This is a genomic window from Pseudophaeobacter sp. TrK17 (assembly GCF_042192375.1).
GTDB lineage: Bacteria > Pseudomonadota > Alphaproteobacteria > Rhodobacterales > Rhodobacteraceae > Pseudophaeobacter.
The window spans coordinates 1,850,792-1,868,667 of sequence record NZ_CP071700.1 but is presented as its reverse complement, the minus strand read 5'-3'; the positions used below and the strand labels follow the sequence as shown (position 1 = coordinate 1,868,667).

At 58.6% G+C, this 17,876-nt stretch carries 12 protein-coding genes and 1 tRNA gene; 6 read left to right on the top strand and 7 right to left on the bottom strand.

The annotated features are described in order from the left end of the window. Positions 1 to 64: 64 nt before the first annotated feature. On the bottom strand, positions 65 to 2,716 hold the full coding sequence (gene alaS, locus JZI28_RS08710; protein WP_375699868.1) for an alanine--tRNA ligase: 2,652 nt from the start codon (positions 2,714 to 2,716) through the stop codon (positions 65 to 67). Positions 2,717 to 2,875: 159 nt separating this feature from the next. Beyond that, positions 2,876 to 3,940: a recombinase RecA gene (recA, locus tag JZI28_RS08705; RefSeq protein ID WP_348157106.1), complete on the bottom strand. Its 1,065-nt coding sequence runs from the start codon at positions 3,938 to 3,940 to the stop codon at positions 2,876 to 2,878. Positions 3,941 to 4,132: 192 nt separating this feature from the next. Between recA and JZI28_RS08700 the strand changes: the two genes are divergently transcribed. Beyond that, entirely contained in the window at positions 4,133 to 4,726 is a 594-nt protein-coding gene (locus JZI28_RS08700) for a gamma-glutamyl kinase (RefSeq protein WP_295451952.1), read from the top strand. Positions 4,727 to 4,763: 37 nt separating this feature from the next. Here JZI28_RS08700 and JZI28_RS08695 read toward each other — a convergent pair whose 3' ends face one another. The 3 genes from JZI28_RS08695 to guaB form a co-directional block, all read right to left on the bottom strand. Then, positions 4,764 to 7,076, bottom strand: a complete 2,313-nt coding sequence (locus tag JZI28_RS08695) for an ATP-binding protein (RefSeq protein ID WP_375699867.1) — start codon at positions 7,074 to 7,076, stop codon at positions 4,764 to 4,766. A 100-nt stretch (positions 7,077 to 7,176) separates the two neighbouring features. Further along, a complete protein-coding gene (locus JZI28_RS08690; protein WP_375699866.1) occupies positions 7,177 to 8,346 on the bottom strand; it encodes an RsmB/NOP family class I SAM-dependent RNA methyltransferase in 1,170 nt (389 codons plus the stop codon). A gap of 50 nt (positions 8,347 to 8,396) precedes the next feature. Then, positions 8,397 to 9,845 (bottom strand): IMP dehydrogenase, encoded by a 1,449-nt coding sequence (guaB, locus tag JZI28_RS08685; RefSeq protein ID WP_297338794.1) that lies wholly within the window; start codon positions 9,843 to 9,845, stop codon positions 8,397 to 8,399. Positions 9,846 to 10,055: 210 nt separating this feature from the next. Between guaB and JZI28_RS08680 the strand changes: the two genes are divergently transcribed. The 5 genes from JZI28_RS08680 to JZI28_RS08660 all read left to right on the top strand — a co-directional run bounded on the left by JZI28_RS08680 (position 10,056) and on the right by JZI28_RS08660 (position 15,553). Further along, positions 10,056 to 11,258, top strand: a complete 1,203-nt coding sequence (locus JZI28_RS08680) for a CaiB/BaiF CoA transferase family protein (RefSeq protein ID WP_375699865.1) — start codon at positions 10,056 to 10,058, stop codon at positions 11,256 to 11,258. Between the two features lie 184 nt (positions 11,259 to 11,442). Next, the gene (locus JZI28_RS08675) at positions 11,443 to 13,485 is read left to right on the top strand and encodes an ASKHA domain-containing protein (RefSeq protein WP_375699864.1); all 2,043 of its coding nucleotides are present in this window, start codon (positions 11,443 to 11,445) and stop codon (positions 13,483 to 13,485) included. A gap of 68 nt (positions 13,486 to 13,553) precedes the next feature. Continuing rightward, positions 13,554 to 14,768, top strand: a complete 1,215-nt coding sequence (locus tag JZI28_RS08670) for a DUF2235 domain-containing protein (protein ID WP_375699863.1) — start codon at positions 13,554 to 13,556, stop codon at positions 14,766 to 14,768. Between the two features lie 44 nt (positions 14,769 to 14,812). Beyond that, positions 14,813 to 14,886 (top strand) — tRNA-Gly (locus JZI28_RS08665). 187 nt (positions 14,887 to 15,073) lie between these two features. Beyond that, on the top strand, positions 15,074 to 15,553 hold the full coding sequence (locus tag JZI28_RS08660) for an acyl-CoA thioesterase (protein ID WP_375699862.1): 480 nt from the start codon (positions 15,074 to 15,076) through the stop codon (positions 15,551 to 15,553). 35 nt (positions 15,554 to 15,588) lie between these two features. On the opposite strand, the gene pgl is transcribed toward JZI28_RS08660, so the two are convergent. Continuing rightward, on the bottom strand, positions 15,589 to 16,260 hold the full coding sequence (gene pgl / locus JZI28_RS08655; RefSeq protein WP_375699861.1) for a 6-phosphogluconolactonase: 672 nt from the start codon (positions 16,258 to 16,260) through the stop codon (positions 15,589 to 15,591). Beyond that, a complete protein-coding gene (gene zwf / locus JZI28_RS08650; RefSeq protein ID WP_297338848.1) occupies positions 16,257 to 17,735 on the bottom strand; it encodes a glucose-6-phosphate dehydrogenase in 1,479 nt (492 codons plus the stop codon). Before zwf ends, pgl begins: the two co-directional genes overlap by 4 nt. Positions 17,736 to 17,876 lie beyond the last annotated feature (141 nt).

Below are 17,876 nucleotides of genomic sequence, written 5' to 3'. Positions count from 1 at the left end.
CAGTCAGATGACTGCGGGCGTTTCTTGCTGTGTCGTGTGCAGGCGCCTTGCCCGCAATGACGGATCAGCCTGCCAAAAAGGCCTCGGCTGCGGCAATTGCCTCAACTGCCCCGGCAAAATCCTTGCCACCGCCCTGGGCCATGTCCGCACGGCCACCGCCGCCTTTGCCGCCAACAGCTGGAACTGCAGCGCGCAAGACATCCACGGCCGAAACATCGCCGGTCAGATCGTCCGTAACCCCCGCAGCAACTGCTACCTTGCCGCCCTCTTCGGCGATCAGCAAGATCACACCCGAGCCGATGCTTTGCTTATGGGCGTCGATCAAGCCGCGCAGATCCTTGCCAGAGACCCCTTGCAGAGCCTGGGCCAGGAAAGTCTTGCCGCCAATATCTTTGGTTTCGGCACCGCCACCAGCACCACCGCCCATGGCGATTTGCTGTTTCAGATTGGAGATCTCATTTTGCAGCGATTTGCGTTCATCCATCATGGATTTCAAACGATCCATCACCTCAGCCGGTTGTGCCTTCAGCGTGCCGGCGATCTCAGCCATCTGGCCCGCCGTGCGCTGCAGATGGTCAAAGGCCGCAGCCCCGGTCAAGGCCTCGATACGGCGCACCCCAGCGGATGAGGCACTGTCACCCAGGATAACAAAGGTGCCAATGTCGCCAGTCTGGCGCACATGGGTGCCGCCACAGAGCTCGATCGAATAGGTCTCACCGTCGTTGCCCTTGCCGGTATCCGCACGCCCCATGGAAACAACCCGGACTTCATCGCCGTATTTTTCGCCAAACAAGGCCTGCGCCCCCAGGGCACGCGCGTCATCTGGTGTCATGATGCGGGTTTCAACAGGGGTGTTCTGACGAATATAGCTATTCACATCCGCAGCAACCTTGCTCAGCTCTGCCTCGCTCAGCGCCTTGCTGTGGCTAAAGTCAAACCGCAACCGATCATCCGCATTCAGCGAGCCTCGCTGCGCCACATGATCGCCAAGCGCCTCGCGCAGGGCCTCGTGTAGCAGGTGGGTGGCCGAATGGTTGGCACGAATGGCAGCGCGCCGTGTGGGATCAACCCGCAACTGCGCCGGGGCGCCGACCGTGACCAGCCCCTCAACCACTTCGCCCATATGAATAAAGACACCGGCAGATTTCTTGGTATCCGAAACACGGATAACCCCGCCGTCGACGAGGATGTCACCGCTATCGCCAACCTGACCACCGGATTCAGCATAGAACGGCGTCTGGTTCAGAACCAACTGCACGCTGTCGCCCTGCCCGGCCTCGCTGACCTCGCTGCCATCCTTGACCAAGGCAACAACCTGGCCCTCGGCCTCCTCGGTGTCATAACCAAGGAAATCCGTGTCGCCGTGTTTGTCGGCGATATCAAACCAGATGGTGCTGTCGGCACTGTCGCCGGAGCCAGACCAAGCTGCTCGTGCCTTGGCTTTTTGCTCCGCCATGGCGCTGTCAAAGCCGTCGGTGTCGACCTCGCGGCCTTTTTCCCGCAGGGCATCCTGGGTCAGATCCAGCGGGAAGCCATAGGTATCATAAAGTTTGAAGGCGGTGGCACCCGGCAGAGGCGCTTCGTCTTCCAGTTCGGCAACCTCATCATCCAACAGCTTAAGGCCACGCTCCAGCGTTTGCTTAAAGCGGGTTTCTTCCTGCTGCAGCGTTTCTTCGATCATCGACTGAGCCTGGCCCAGTTCTGGGTAGGCAGCCCCCATCTGCTGCACCAGCGCAGGCACCAGCCGGTGCATTACCGGATCCTTGGCGCCCAGAAGATGCGCGTGACGCATGGCGCGGCGCATAATGCGGCGCAGCACAAAGCCACGGCCAACATTGGAGGGCATTACCCCATCGGTCATCAGGAAGGAGGTCGAGCGCAGGTGGTCAGCAATCACCCGGTGATGCACGTTCTGATCGCCGTAGGGGTCTGAATTGGTAACATCCGCCGAGGCCTCGATCAGGGATTTGAACAGGTCGGTATCGTAGTTGTCGTGACTGCCCTGCAGCAGCGCACCGATACGTTCCAGCCCCATGCCGGTGTCAATCGATTGCATGTCCAGCGGTGTCATCGAACCGTCTTCGAACTTTTCGTTCTGCATGAAAACCACGTTCCAGATCTCGATGAAACGGTCGCCATCTTCATCAGCCGAACCGGGAGGGCCGCCCCAGATATGGTCGCCATGGTCATAAAAGATCTCGGTGCAGGGGCCACATGGACCGGTGGGCCCCATCTGCCAGAAGTTATCCGCAGTATCGATGCGGATAATGCGATCCTCTGGCACCCCCAGCTTTTTCCAGATCGCAAAGGCTTCGTCATCGGTGTGATACACAGTCGTCAACAGACGATTTTTGTCGATGCCAAATTCCTTGGTGATCAGCTCCCAGGCAAAGGGGATCGCCTCTTCCTTGAAATAGTCGCCAAAGGAGAAGTTCCCCAGCATTTCAAAAAAGGTGTGGTGACGCGCAGTGTATCCCACATTGTCGAGATCATTGTGCTTACCGCCGGCACGGACGCATTTCTGCGAGGTCGTTGCGCGTTGGTAATCGCGGGTCTCAACCCCGGTAAACAGGTTCTTGAACTGCACCATGCCTGAGTTCACAAACATCAGGGTTGGATCATTGCGCGGCACCAGTGGGCTGGAGTCGACGATCTCATGCCCCTGTTTGGCAAAGTAGTTCAGAAAGGTGGAGCGGATGTCGTTCAGCGTCGCCATGGATAGGGATCCCTTTGCGGGCAATGTTCAAGGTTGGAGAGAGGTTTATCCCCCCAATCTGTCCCTGTCCACAGCCCGCACCCCACCAAAGAACGTAAAAAGGACGCAGCCGCTGCCACGTCCTTTTGAAAGATCATTTTGATCAAATTCTCAGGGGCCTTACCCTTCGAGAATATCATCCTCATCACCGCCATCGGGTCGATCAAACTCCAACCCATGGGCGGCGCGGATCTTGTCCTCAATGTCGTAGGCAATGGCCTGGTGATCGCGCAGGAACTGTTTGGCGTTTTCACGCCCCTGCCCGATCCGTTCATCCCCGTAGGAGAACCAGGACCCGGATTTGTTCACCACGCCTGCAGCGACCCCCAGATCCAGCAGCTCGCCCATTTTGGAGATGCCTTCGCCATACATGATGTCGAATTCAACCTGTTTGAAGGGCGGCGCCACCTTGTTCTTCACCACTTTGACGCGGGTGGCATTGCCGACAATTTCGTCCCGGTCCTTGACCGCGCCGATACGGCGGATGTCCAGACGCACGGAGGAATAGAATTTCAGGGCGTTGCCGCCAGTTGTTGTCTCGGGCGAGCCAAACATAACGCCGATTTTCATCCGGATCTGGTTGATGAAGATAACCATACATTTGGAACGGCTGATCGAGCCGGTGAGCTTGCGCATGGCCTGGCTCATCAGCCGGGCCTGAACACCCACACTGGAATCGCCCATATCGCCTTCGAGTTCCGATTTTGGCGTCAGCGCCGCCACCGAGTCGACGATGACCATATTGACCGCGCCAGAACGCACCAGGGTATCGGTGATTTCCAGGGCCTGTTCGCCGGTGTCCGGCTGCGAGATCAGCAGCTCATCAAGATCAACACCAAGCTTGGCCGCATATTGCGGGTCCAGCGCATGTTCAGCATCAACAAAAGCGACAACGCCACCTTTTCTCTGCTGCTCCGCCGCACAATGCAGGGTCAGCGTGGTCTTACCCGAACTTTCCGGCCCGTAGATTTCGATAATCCGCCCCATCGGCAGGCCACCTATGCCCAGAGCAATATCCAAGCCGAGAGAGCCGGTAGAGCTCGCCTCGATTTCCTGAATGGCACCGTCGCTCATCTTCATGATGGAGCCCTTGCCGAACTGCCGTTCGATCTGCGCAAGCGCGCTATCGAGCGCCTTTTGCTTGTCACCGCTTACTTTGTTTTTCATGGTCAACAGATCCGCCATAGTCCCTTGTTCCCTTCTATGTGTCATAGAGCTGCGCTTGCGGCAATCCCTGCTGTGTTCGCCTCTTGTTCCTTATGGGACCAAAAAGAGAACAAAGCAAATACAAACTTCACCTATTCAGGCCACGCGCCAGGTGTTAGACATATGGGAACGACCACTTTCCATCTTGTTTCGAAGGGTTTGACGCGGTTTATGTTGGTATTTTATGACGAAAAACTGGTACTCCTCTCGGTTCCAAAAACGGGAACATCGGCCTATCAGGAGGCGCTGCAGACGCGCGCAGATCTGGCAATTACCAACCCGCCTGAACTAAAACATGCGCCACTGTATCGCTACAACCGCTGGATTCGCCCGATGTTTGAACGGGTTTGCGATGTGGAGCTGGAGGTGGCAGCCGTCATGCGCGAGCCAGTTAGCTGGCTTGGGAGCTGGTATCGGTTTCGCCAACGCCCCTTTATGGAGGGCAAGCCCAATGCAACCCATGGCATTAGTTTTGATCAATTTGTGCGCGGCTATTGCAAGGGCCAGCAACCGGGCTATGCCAATGTTGGCAGTCAGGCAAAGTTCCTGGAAACGCAAAAAAACGGCTGTCACGTCACCCATCTGTTTCGCTATGAGGACCAGTCAGCCATTCAATCCTTCCTGGAACAGCGGCTGGATGTGAAGATCACTTTGCAAAAACGCAATGTCAGCCCCGTCATGGATCTGACACTCAGCCCCGAGATCGAGGCGCTATACCGGCGCAAAAAGCCCGAGGAATTCGAGCTGTACGACAGTATTCAGTGAGAGGCGCAGCACCCGTGGGAAACCGCAGACTTAGAGCTTAATGAAGCTGAGCGTGCACGGTTTCCGTCAACTGATTGAGCGAGAAGGGTTTTGGCAGGAATACGGAATTCGGCACATCCGGTTCAGATTCGCCAAAGGCCCCTTCGGCATAACCAGACACAAAGACAACGCGGGTGTCGGGGCGCGTTTTCAGGGCCTCGCGCACCCAGGTGGGGCCGTCCATGCCTGGCATAACCACATCGGTCACAAACACATCCACCGTCAGACCGGGGTCCTCCAGTGTGCGCAGCGCATCCTCTGCGGACTCCGCCTCAAGAACTGTGTACCCGCGCATGCGCAGCGCCCGCGAGGCAAAGGCCCGCACTGGCGCTTCATCCTCGACCAATAGCACCACGCCCTCGCCGTGTTGCGGCGCAGGGGCGTCCTTGGGCGCGGGGACTTCGGCAACCTCGACCTGATCGTCCTGGCCCTCTTGGTAGACCGGGAAGAACAGGGTGAATTGTGTGCCTTTGTCGGGCACCGAGTCGACGAAGATAAAGCCGCCCGTCTGCTTGACGATCCCATAGGCCGTGGACAGGCCCAGGCCAGTGCCTTCGCCGGTGCGTTTGGTGGTATAAAAAGGCTCAAAAACCTTTTGCAATTGGTCTGGCGAAATCCCCACACCTTCGTCACTGACCTTTACCGTGATCCAGTTGCCCTCGGGCACCGCGGCGCGGTCTCGTTTCAGCGGGGTGTCCAAGGTAACGGCTTCGGTCCGCACCCGGATCTCTCCACCGTTGGGCATCGCGTCGCGGGCATTCACCACCAGGTTCATCAAAACCTGCTCCAACTGGCGTTTGTCAGCCCGGATCGGGCGCATGACCGGATCGTGGCTCAGGGTCAGGGTAACTTTCTCCCCCACCAGACGGTTGAGCAGATGGGTCAGATCGGACAGAGTATCGCGGACATCCAACACCTCGGGCAACAGGGTCTGCTTGCGCGAAAAAGCCAGAAGCTGGCTCACCAGCGAGGCGGCGCGATTGGCATTTTCATGGATCTGAATCAGATCGCCAAAGTCCTGATCGCCCTGATCATGGCGCAACAACAGCAGATCACAATGGCCTGAAATCGCTGTCAAAAGATTGTTGAAATCATGGGCCACGCCCCCGGCCAGCTGACCAATCGCCTGCATCTTCTGGCTCTGAACAAACTGCGCCTCCAGCGTCTTCAGCTCGGTCGCATCGTTCAACACTGCGATAATGATGGTGTTGCCCTCTTCCACCGAGCGGGTCAGAGTAACCTGGACAAAGACCTCCTTGTCAGGCCGGGACAACCGCAGAAATTCGGATTTGTTGGAGGCCAGCCCATCCGCCGTGTCCCGCAGCCAATCCGACATCGGCCGCCCCAGGCCCTCCATCAGCTGTGCCAGTTTCAGATTTTCCCGGCCTTTCACCCCCAGCATTCCCATCGCCATCTTGTTGAGCGACAGAATATCCCCGGAGGGCGCCAGTTTGATGATGGGAACAGGCATATGTTCAAAACTGGTTTTCGGACCCTGCAGTTCCGCTGTGTTGACCTCCATCAGGAACAGCTCACTGCGGCCCTGGGTTCGGTTCAATTCGGTCACCAACACGTCAAGCGGGCCGTTTTTGGTGGTGATGGTGTTCACCTCACCGCTGCTCACCGGCAGCGTCACAAACAAACGATCGGTGGATTTAACACGCTCGCCGACCAATTTGCGCGCCGCCTCGTTCATGAACAAGACCGCACCAGTGCGCCCAACGGTGATCATCGGGATGGGCACCGATTCAGAGCCACGCCCGGACTGGCGCTCTGCGATATCTTCAACACGCCACAGGAAGCTACCGCCATGCATCTGGTGTACCGCCAAGCGCACATGCCCCCTGCGGGTCACGATATCTTCGCGTGCGGATCCTTCGAACCTGGCGCGGCTCTGCAACCGGAACAATACTGCCGAAGGATTGGCCAATACCGAACGCAGCGCCCCGGCCAGGGTCTCGCGGTCATTGTCTTCAAACCGATTCTGTGCCGCCTGATTACAAGCGTGAATGGTGCCGTCATCATCGGTCACAAAGCTGGGCGTGGCATCTTTCTCGATAAACCCGGTAAGCAGTTCAACCGCCATAGCCCGCGCATTGATCCGCAGCCGCGACTGAAACAGCAACAATAACGCAACCGCCAGCAGCGTCAGGCCAACCGTCAACAGCCCGCGCAACACCCAATCTGGCAATGCAAAAAAGCTGGGCACCACCATCAGACCAATCGACAAAAGCAACGTCGCCCCAAGGCGAAGGTGTTCGGGATAATAGATCCGTAGCGCAGGCACGGAAGAATTTTGGCGACCGGACATTGCGGCTCCATCTTCAGGATTGGTAACCGGTATAACGCGGCTAAAGTCTTAAAGCCACGTTAAGGTAAATGTAGCTTTCCCGACGAATTACCTAACAACCCTAGCCGATAAGCGTCAACACAGTGACAAAAAACCCATCGGTTCCAGCCTGAACCTGCCAGTTACCCAGGTCACCGCGGGACCAGCCCTCATGTTTATCGAGAAAGCTTTGAATTTGTACGCTGTTTTCCTCGTCCAGCATGGAGCAGGTCGCGTAGGCGAGATGGCCACCGGGGCGCACCAGCTTGCTGGCATCTTCCAGGATTTGCCGCTGAGACAAGCGGATCTCGTCGAGCATCTCCCGGGTAAGGCGCCATTTACCCTCTGGCGCCCGTCGCCAGGATCCAGACCCGGAACAGGGCACATCACACAGCACCAGATCAAAAAGCTCAGCCTTCTCCAGCTCGTCCTCGGACAGGCAGGTGATATCAGCGCCCGCCCGCTGCGCCCGCAGCGGCAGGTCGTTCATCCGACTGGGATTGGCATCATGGGCAAACAGATCAATTTTTGCGCGCCCCGCCATGGCCAGGCTTTTGCCACCGCCCCCGGCACAGAAATCCAGCACCCGCATGCCGTCTTGCAGCGGTAGCGTGTCAACAACCGCCTGACTGGCGGCATCCTGCAATTCGACCAGCCCGTCCGCAAAACAATCGCTGTTGCGGATCTTGCGGCCCCCCTGCGTGACCTCCAACGCCGTTTCGCTGGCGGCATGTGGCACACAGATGATGCCCTCTTCTGCCAGAGCCTCAATTGCGTCAGCGCGGTTGCTGCGCAGCAGGTTGACCCGCAAATGCACCGGCGCCCGCGATTGCAGCGCCTGGGCTGCGGCCTCTGCGGCATCTCCCAGACTGTCGCTGAACGATGGCCAGATCCAATCAGGAATATCCAGTCGCTCGGCATCAGAGGCAAAGGCGGCAGGCGCGGCGCTCTCGGTCTCGGTAAGGGGCGCAGGCCCGTAGCCCTGGCCGCTGAACACGGTTGCGGGATCAATCTCTGCGGCACGCAGGGAGCCCAGCACCAAACCGCGTCCGGTCTGCGCCCCGCCCAGTACCGCAAAAGACCGGCGACAGCGCAGGGCGGTAAACACATGATCGCGCACTGCAGCGCGATCCTTGGAGCCGGCATAGCGATTGCGCCGCCCCCAAGAGGTCAGCGCCTTTTCAGCCGCTTCCCCATCCAGGATCAGGTCAAGGATGTCGATGGCCGCCTGCTGGCGGGCAGCCGGGGTCACGCCCAGGCTCCAAGGCTACAAAGGGTCATCGTCATCTTTCCAATCTCTAATTAGCCGATACGGTAGTTCGGGCTTTCACGTGTGATTTGAACGTCGTGCACGTGGCTTTCTTTCAGGCCGGCACCGGTGATACGCACAAAGGAGCAGTCCTTGCGCATCTCTGCAACCGTGGCACTGCCGGTATAGCCCATGGCGGCACGCAAGCCCCCCACCAGCTGGTGGATCACCGCGTTGGCGCTGCCTTTATAGGGCACCTGCCCTTCGATGCCTTCGGGCACCAGTTTGTCGCTGGCGGCGTCTTTCTGGAAATAGCGATCGGCAGAGCCGCGCGCCATAGCGCCAAGCGAGCCCATACCCCGGTAGGATTTGAAGGAGCGGCCCTGATAGAGGATCACTTCTCCGGGGCTTTCATCGGTGCCGGCAATCATCGACCCCACCATGGCACAGGAGGCGCCGGCGGCAATTGCTTTGGCAAAATCACCGGAGAATTTGATACCACCATCGGCAATGACGGGCGTGTCGCCCGCCGCGGCGGCGCAGTCCATGATGGCGGTCAGCTGTGGAACCCCCACCCCGGCAACCATCCGCGTGGTACAGATCGAGCCCGGCCCAATCCCCACTTTGATCGCGTCCGCGCCGGCATCAATCAACGCTGAGGTCGCAGCGCCAGTGGCCACATTGCCCGCGATAACCTGTACATTGGGGTATTGCGACTTGATACGTTTGACGGCCTCAAGCACGCCAGCAGAGTGACCGTGAGCGGTGTCAACAACCACAATGTCAACACCGGCATCAATCAGCAGCTCTGAGCGGGCAAAACCGCTATCGCCAACCGAGCTGGCAGCAGCCACCCGCAGGCGGCCCAGCTCATCCTTGCAGGCGGTAGGGTTCAACACGGCCTGTTCGGTATCTTTCAGGGTCAAAAGACCGGTCAGCTTCCCACTGCCATCGGTGACCAAAAGCTTTTCAATGCGACGGGCACGCATCATTGACTTGGCCTCGTCCAAATCGGCGGGCTCTTGCAGCATCGCCAGATTATCAGAGGTCATCATCACCGACACAGGTGTGTCATCGTCGTTGGCAAAGCGCATATCGCGGTTGGTGACGATGCCCACCACCCGGCCTGCCTCATCCACCACCGGGAAACCGGTGACGCGATAGCGTTCCTGCAGTGCCTTGGCATCGGCCAGGGTCTGGCTGGCCAGCAACGTGATCGGGTTATAGACAATGCCGCTTTCAAAGCGCTTGACCCGCCGCACCTGACGCGACTGCTCTTCGGCATCCAGGTTTTTGTGAATGACACCCATACCGCCGGCCTGCGCCATGGCAATGGCCATGCGCGCTTCGGTCACCGTATCCATCGCCGAGCTCATCAGCGGAATATTGAGATCAATTTTCTGCGTCACGCGTGTGCGTGTATCAGCAGTGCTGGGCAGGACGTCAGACGCGCCTGGAACCAGTAGAACATCATCAAAGGTGAGTGCCTCACGAATCTGCATTTGCTACCCCTATGCAAAACCCCGTTTGACGGTGACCCTATTGCACAGATGTTGGGGATAGAAAAGAGCCCGTGCGAAGAAATCCTGCAGCGCAGCATTTCTTGCCCTAACCTACGGACTTCAACCAGGCCGACCTGATCTACGTCAAAGTTGTTTTACACAAAGCCTTTATGCCCTGTACTTAAGCGAACAGACCAAAAGGACCCTTCAATGACAACGCCAGATTTCCCAGTGTCCGGAGTAGCCCCCTCGCCAGAGACCGGGCCATTGACTGGAATTCTTATCGTCGATCTCACCCATGTGCTTGCCGGCCCCTATGCCTCGATGACCCTGGCGGATCTGGGCGCTCGGGTGATCAAGGTGGAACGCCCCGGCAGCGGCGATGACACCCGCTCGTTCCCGCCGTTCAAGGGCCAGGACAGCGCCTATTTTGCCACCATCAACCACGGCAAAGAAAGCATCGCACTGGACCTTAAGTCCCCTGAAGACTGCGTTGTTTTTAATAGACTTCTGGCACAAGCGGATGTGGTGCTGGAAAACTACCGCCCTGGCGTGATGGAGCGCCTTGGCTTTGGCTGGGAGGAACTTCACAAACGCTTTCCCAAGCTGATCTACGGAGCGGTTTCCGGCTTTGGCCATAGCGGCCCGGATTCGCAACGCCCCGCCTATGACATGGTGGTTCAGGCCCGCGGTGGGGTGATGTCGATCACCGGAGAACGCAACCGCGACCCCGTCCGGGTTGGCGCCTCCATTGGCGATATTGCTGCGGGCATGTTTCTGGCGCAGGGCGTTCTTGCCGCCCTGTTGGAGGTGCAAAAAACCGGGCTGGGGCAGAAGGTCGATATTGCCATGCTCGACAGTCAGCTGGCGCTGCTGGAACATGCCATTGCCATTACCTCGGTCACCGGCGAGGCACCGCGCCCCTCTGGCGCACGGCATCCGTCGATCACCCCGTTTGAGACCTTCCACGCCGAAGATGGGCTGTTTGTCATCGCGGCTGGCAATGACGCACTTTTTGCCACGCTTTGCACCGCGCTGGAGTTGCCATTGGCACAGGATCCGCGCTTTGCGACAAATCCAGCCAGATGCGAAAATGCCCGCCTTTTGAAACGCTTGATCGAAGCCGTTACCATTGATCGCCCTGCCGATTACTGGATTTCGCGCCTCACCGATGCTGGCATTCCAACCGGGCCAATCCAGGATGTTGCGCAGGTGCTGAAGGATCCGCAAATCCTGGCGCGCAATATGGTGGTTGACGTCCTGGACGAAGACGGCGCCCCGGCCTATGTGGCTGCGGGCAACCCGATCAAGATGTCAGGCTTGCAGGACCCCAAGACCCGCGCCCCGGCGCCGCGCCTGGATGGCAACCGCCAGGCCATTCTGGACTGGCTGGAGCAGGTTTCCGGGGGTTAAAGCGCAGCCAAGCCGTCAGGTTGCCAGCGCTGGACGGCACTTTCCCGGCTCTGCCGCTTCCCCACGGACGGCGCAGCGGCAGAAAATGACGCCACTGGACCAGATTGTGGCGGTCTGAGACTTTTGATTACGCCGCCAAGTCCCTATGGTCCGGTGGAAATACATGAATCCATGGGGTGCCTTTATGAGCAGCGATCCTCTCGTCATCTTTACGCCATCGGGCAAGCGTGGCCATTTCCCGGTTGGGACGCCCGTTTTGACGGCCGCACGGCAATTGGGCGTAGATCTCGATTCTGTCTGCGGCGGGCGTGGCATCTGCTCGAAATGCCAGATCACCCCCTCCTATGGCGAGTTCTCCAAACACGGGGTGACGGTGGCCGATGATGCCCTGACCGAGTGGAACAAGGTTGAACAGCGCTACAAGGATAAGCGCGGCTTGATTGATGGCCGCCGGTTGGGCTGTCAGGCTCAGGTTCAGGGGGATGTGGTGATTGACGTCCCCCCCGAAAGCCAGGTGCACCGGCAGGTGGTGCGCAAACGCGCCGAAGCCCGCGATATCACTATGAACCCCTCGACCCGGCTGTTTTATGTCGAGGTGGAAGAACCCGACATGCACAAGCCCTCGGGCGATATGGAGCGGTTGATCGAAGCGCTCGACAGCCAATGGCAGCTCAAGAATGTCAAAACCGACCTGCACATCCTGCAAAGCCTGCAGCCTGCCCTGCGCAAAGGCAAATGGAAGGTCACCGTGGCGGTGCATCTGGGCGACGAGAGCAACCCGCCCAAGATCATGCATATCTGGCCTGGCTATTACGCAGGCTCCCTCTACGGGCTGGCAGTTGATCTGGGCTCCACCACCATTGCCGCGCATCTGTGCGATCTGATCAGCGGCGAAGTCATCGCCTCTTCCGGTATTATGAACCCACAGATCCGATTTGGTGAGGATCTGATGAGCCGGGTTTCCTATTCGATGATGAACGAGGGCGGCGATCAAGAGATGACCCGCGCGGTGCGTGAAGGCATGAACGCCCTGTTCACCCAGATCGCTGCCGAGGCCGAGATTGACAAGAATCTGATCGTGGATGCGGTTTTTGTCTGTAACCCGGTGATGCACCACCTGTTCCTGGGCATTGATCCTTTTGAACTGGGACAAGCGCCTTTTGCCCTGGCCACCTCGGATTCGCTCGCCCTGCGCGCCACTGAACTGGATCTCAACATCCACCCGGCGGCCCGTGTCTACCTGCTGCCCTGCATCGCCGGCCACGTGGGTGCAGATGCAGCCGCCGTTGCCCTGTCTGAAGCGCCGGACAAATCCGAAGATCTGGTGCTGGTGGTTGATGTGGGCACCAATGCCGAAATCCTGCTGGGCGACAAGACCAAGGTCCTCGCCTGTTCCTCCCCCACCGGTCCCGCCTTTGAAGGCGCGCAGATCTCCAGCGGCCAGCGGGCCGCCCCTGGGGCCATTGAACGGCTGGAAATCAACCCAGAAACAAAAGAGCCACGCTTTCGCGTCATCGGGTCTGAGATCTGGTCCGATGAAGAGGGCTTTGATGCTGCCATTGCCACCACTGGCATCACCGGCATCTGTGGCTCTGGCATCATCGAGGCCATTGCTGAGATGCGCATGGCCGGTGTGCTGGACGCCTCCGGCCTGATTGGCTCGGCAGAGCAGACCGGCACGCCCCGCTGTGTCCAGGATGGCCGCACCAATGCCTATCTGGTTTGGGATGGCAGCGCCGAAGGCGGACCCAAGATCACCATCACCAACCCCGACATTCGCGCCATTCAGATGGCCAAGGCGGCGCTCTACTCTGGGGCGCGTCTGTTGATGGACAAATTTGGCGTCGACACTGTTGACCGGGTGGTACTGGCTGGCGCCTTTGGGGCGCATATTTCCGCCAAACACGCCATGGTTCTGGGCATGATCCCCGATTGCCCCATCGACAAGGTCACCAGCGCCGGCAATGCCGCGGGCACCGGCGCCCGCATTGCCCTGCTCAACACCAAGGCCCGCAGCGAAATCGAACAAACCGTCCGCCGGATTGAAAAAATCGAAACCGCTGTCGAGCCGCGGTTCCAGGAACATTTTGTCAATGCCTCCGCCATCCCCAACTCCAAAGAGCCTTTCCCAATTCTGGCGTCGATTTTGACCCTGCCCGAGGTCAACTTCAACACCGGCGGCGGCGACGGCCCCGCAGGCGGGCGGCGGCGGCGGCGGCGCGGCTAACACGCCAAGGTTGTTCAAAAGCCTGAAAGATGATAGCTTTCCGGGAATTTTTCTCGGAAAGCTTATTCATGTCACGCAAATTGATTATCTGCCTGGATGGTACCGGAAACGAGGTCGAACAGAACGAAAGCAATATTCTGCGGCTTTACAAGTGCCTGAAGCACAACGATAATCAGCTTGTCTATTATGAACCGGGCGTTGGCACGCTTTCGACCCGCCCCTTTGCCGAAAGCCTGTTTGCCAAAACCAAACTGGTGGCAGGCCTGGCCTTTGGCTGGGGGCTGCATGCCAATGTTCTGCATGCCTATTCCTTCCTATGCGAAAACTACCGCGAAGGCGACAGGCTCTACTTTTTTGGCTATTCACGGGGGGCCTATACCGCGCGCGTCCTGGCTGGTTTCATCAATGATTTCGGCCTCGTCGCCCCGCATGAGCTGCACCTGATCGGTCCGGTATTCAAAGCCTGGCGAAAACTGCGCCAGGATGGGCCCAATGAACAGTTCGCTCCGTTGCGGATATCTGAGCAGTTTTTCCACCTGCGCCGGGTTCCTATCCGGTTTCTGGGGCTTTGGGATACGGTCAGTTCAATGATCCGCATTCGGCTGCAAAAAGACACCTTTATCGAATTCGGCACCCACTCCAGCGTCGACGAAAACCCATCAGTCAAAGCCGTGCGCCATGTGCTTTCAATTGATGAGACCCGCTGCTTTTTCCGCCAACAGATGTGGCAAGAAGGGCAAGAGTATCACGGCACCCGGTTTCGCAGCAAAACGAACCCGGACCCTCAGGATGTAAAACAGGTCTGGTTTCCCGGCACCCATACCGATGTCGCAGGTAGTGTGCCAGAAGCTGAGGCCGGGCTGGCCAAACAAACCATGCAATGGATGCGCCAGGAGCTTGACGCGCTCAGCGTCGACAGTCTCGAGTTTCGTGAGCAGTACTATGACCGCTATGTGCTTGGCAAAAAAGACAAAGTGACTGAGCGCATGAACCTAAAAGTCTCACACCCCAGCGCCAAAGCCCGATTGCACAGTCAGATGAAACTACGCAAACTCTGGCCAATTCTGGAACTTTTCCCCCGCCTGGTGCGCCGCAGCAATTGGCCCGCTCAAAAGGGGCTTCTTGGCTATTACCTGCCACTGGCCCAATATCGTCACATCCCCGACGACGCCCAGATTCACCCCTCCGCCTTCATGCGCCGCGCCGATCCTGCTTTGCGCTACAACCCAAAAAACCTCCGCAGCTTCACCCCACCAAAAGAGGACCCCGAAAACCCGGTTTGAGCATATTGACCTCACCCTTGGCATTGGGTAGCAAGACCCTGAGGGCGGGTATGGTGAAAAGGTATCACGGCAGCTTCCCAAGCTTTAGTTACGAGTTCGATTCTCGTTACCCGCTCCATAAATTATCCAATGCTTGGCTTTCACCTGACCGCCGCACCTTTACGCGCCGGTGTTGCTGGCTCGCCGTTAGCTGTTCTGCCCCTCCTCCGACACCGCTGAAAACGGGCCATTTCAAGACGCCGGCGACGCGGCGGCACGAAACAGGTCTCTTGCCTTTTGTGCCTTGGGCGGTTTAGCGCAGGGGTATGGATTTACGATTTCTCACACCGCTCAGCGCGGATGAACAACGCGCGCAGGGGCTGGACCAGCCTAAGCCAATGGCCCTGGCCGATCGGGTTCGATTTTCCGAGCTCGATATACTGCGTCACGTCAACAACAAGGCCTACTTGGGCTGGTTTGAAACCGCCCGTGTCACCTATTTCGACAAGTTCTGCGCCAAGCATTTTGAAGGCGAGCCAGCGCCGCGCACCGTCTTGCGCAATGCCAATGTGCACTACATGCGGGAAATGGTGCTGGATGAGCCCTATATTACCACCGCGCGCTGCGTCTCGTTTCGCAACAGCTCATATGTCATGGAACAACAGATCTGGTCCGATGGGCTGCGGGCAAGCCTAGAGGCGGTCATGGTGCTGCGCAGCCCCGATGGCAGCGCCGGGTACCCGCCGCCCGACAGCTTGAAGCAGCAGTTTGTCAGCCTGGATGGAGCGGCCCCTGCAGGGGGATAGGCTGCAGGGGCATTGTCTGGAAGGGGCGACTATTTCTACGGCGCCCAGTGCACCGTCATTTCGGTCAAGACCGCTTGAATTGGGGCCTGTTCAAGCGGCAGCGAAAGCGCCTTCTCCAGCGCCCGTCTCTTGGCCTCCCCGTAGATTACCAGATGTTTGGACAGCGCTCCGTTCAACACTGGGGCTGACAGGCTGACGCGGGGTTCTGGCTGGCTGTCAGGGCGCAGCACGCACAGGATTGGCGCATCAGCGGCCAAGGCCTGTTCCAGCCCTTCTACGCCCGGAAACAGCGAGGCGGTATGCATGTCCTCTCCCATCCCCAGCAGCACAACCGAAAGCGGCAGGTTTGGGGCAATCTGGGCTTCAACCTCTGCCAGAACCTCTTCGGGCTCTCTGGCGGGGACATGAAAGGGCAGGAAATGCGCCGCCGAAGCCCGGTCCGTCAGCAAACGTTCGCGGATCAGACGGGCATTGGAGCGGTCACTTTCCAGTGCCACCCAGCGTTCATCCGTGGCCATGACGTTGACCCGGTTCCAGTCCAGATCAGCGGCGCAAAGATCGTCAAAAATCGGCGCCGGTGAGGTGCCGCCCGCCACCGCAAGCGCAGCGATATCGTGATGCAGAAGATGCATTTTCAGATCTCCGGCGATCGCGTTGGCCACATCAATTGCCAACATGTCACGGTCTGGATATTCGCTAATATTCATGGGTTTATCCCTCTCCACTCACGTTGATCGCGGCGCAATAACAGATCCGCATCTCCAGGTCCTGCACTGCCACTTTCATAAGGTTTGGGAACATCCCCCCTCGCCTGCCAACCGGCAATAATCGGATCAGTCCAGCCCCAGGCAGCTTCGACCTCATCGCCGCGCATAAACAGCGTCTGGTTGCCGCGCACCACATCCATAATCAGCCGCTCATAGGCATCCGCCGGCTCGCTCCCCTCCGGCCCCAAGGCCTCAGCAAAGCTCATATCCAGCGGTACATCCATCAGGCGCATCCCCCCCGGTCCCGGCTCTTTGATGGTGACGCTCAGGGTGATGCCCTCATTGGGTTGCAGGCGGATTTTCAGATGGTTGGCATGGCGCCCGGCCTCTTCGCCAAAAATGGAATGCGGCGCATCCTTGAACATCACATTGATCACCGAGGAACGCGCCTTGAGCCGCTTTCCCGTGCGCAGGTAGAACGGAGTCCCGGCCCAACGCCAATTGCTGATATGGGTCTTGAGCGCGATATAGCTTTCGGTGCTACTGCGTTGATTGCCAACGGTTTCACGGTAATTCAAATCGCGCCCAACCGCCCCCGGCGCGGGCGCATATTGTCCACGCACGATGTGATAGGGCTCCACCGGATCCAGGGCACGGATCACTTTGAGCTTTTCGTCGCGGACGGCGTCGGGATCAAACTTTGCCGGCGGCTCCATGGCGATCAGGCACAAAAGCTGCATAAGATGGTTCTGCGTCATGTCCCGCATCGCACCGGCGCGTTCATAGTAATCTTCGCGCCCCAACACGCCGACGGTTTCCGCCACGGTGATCTGAATGTGATCAACATACTGGCTGTTCCAAAGCGGCTCGAACAACATATTGCCAAACCGCACCGCCATCAGGTTTTGCACCGTTTCCTTGCCCAGATAGTGGTCGATCCGGTAAATCTGCCCCTCGTCAAAATGGCTGGCCAGGGTCCGGTTCAGATCCCGCGCCGAGGCCAGATCGTGGCCAAAGGGCTTTTCCACCACAATACGGGTCGCGGCACTGGTCAAACCATAGCTGTGCAAACGCTCTGCCAGGGGTTCAAACAGCGCCGGGCCAACCGAGAAATAGAACACCTGCACCCGCTCGTCCCCGCCGCGCCCGGACAGGCGCTCACAGAGCGCAGGCCAGCCGGTCTCTGCGCTCCCATCCAGCGGCACATAGGTCACCAGCTGTAAAAACGCCGCCAGAACATTGGCGTCACAGAGCGCATCATTGGTGTTCTTCTTCAAGTCCGCCGCCAGCTTGTCGCGATACTCCGCAATCGAATACTCTGATCGTGCGGCGCCAATAATCCGGGTACCATCAGGAATTTGCCCGGCGCAGAACCTACGAAACAGGGCCGGCAAAATCTTGCGTCGGGCCAAATCGCCTGTTGCTCCAAACACCACCAGGTCAAAAGGGTCGACCGGAATGACACGAGATACCATCTTGTTTTCCAACTTCCTGCAGCGACACTGTGCCGGTTCCGAGGGCGCACCATCACTTCCCTGTCATAAAGACCTGTGGCGGCTTTTCATTTTCCACCATTATAAGCTAGCTTCCAGCGAAAGAAACTGTCCGAGGGTGCT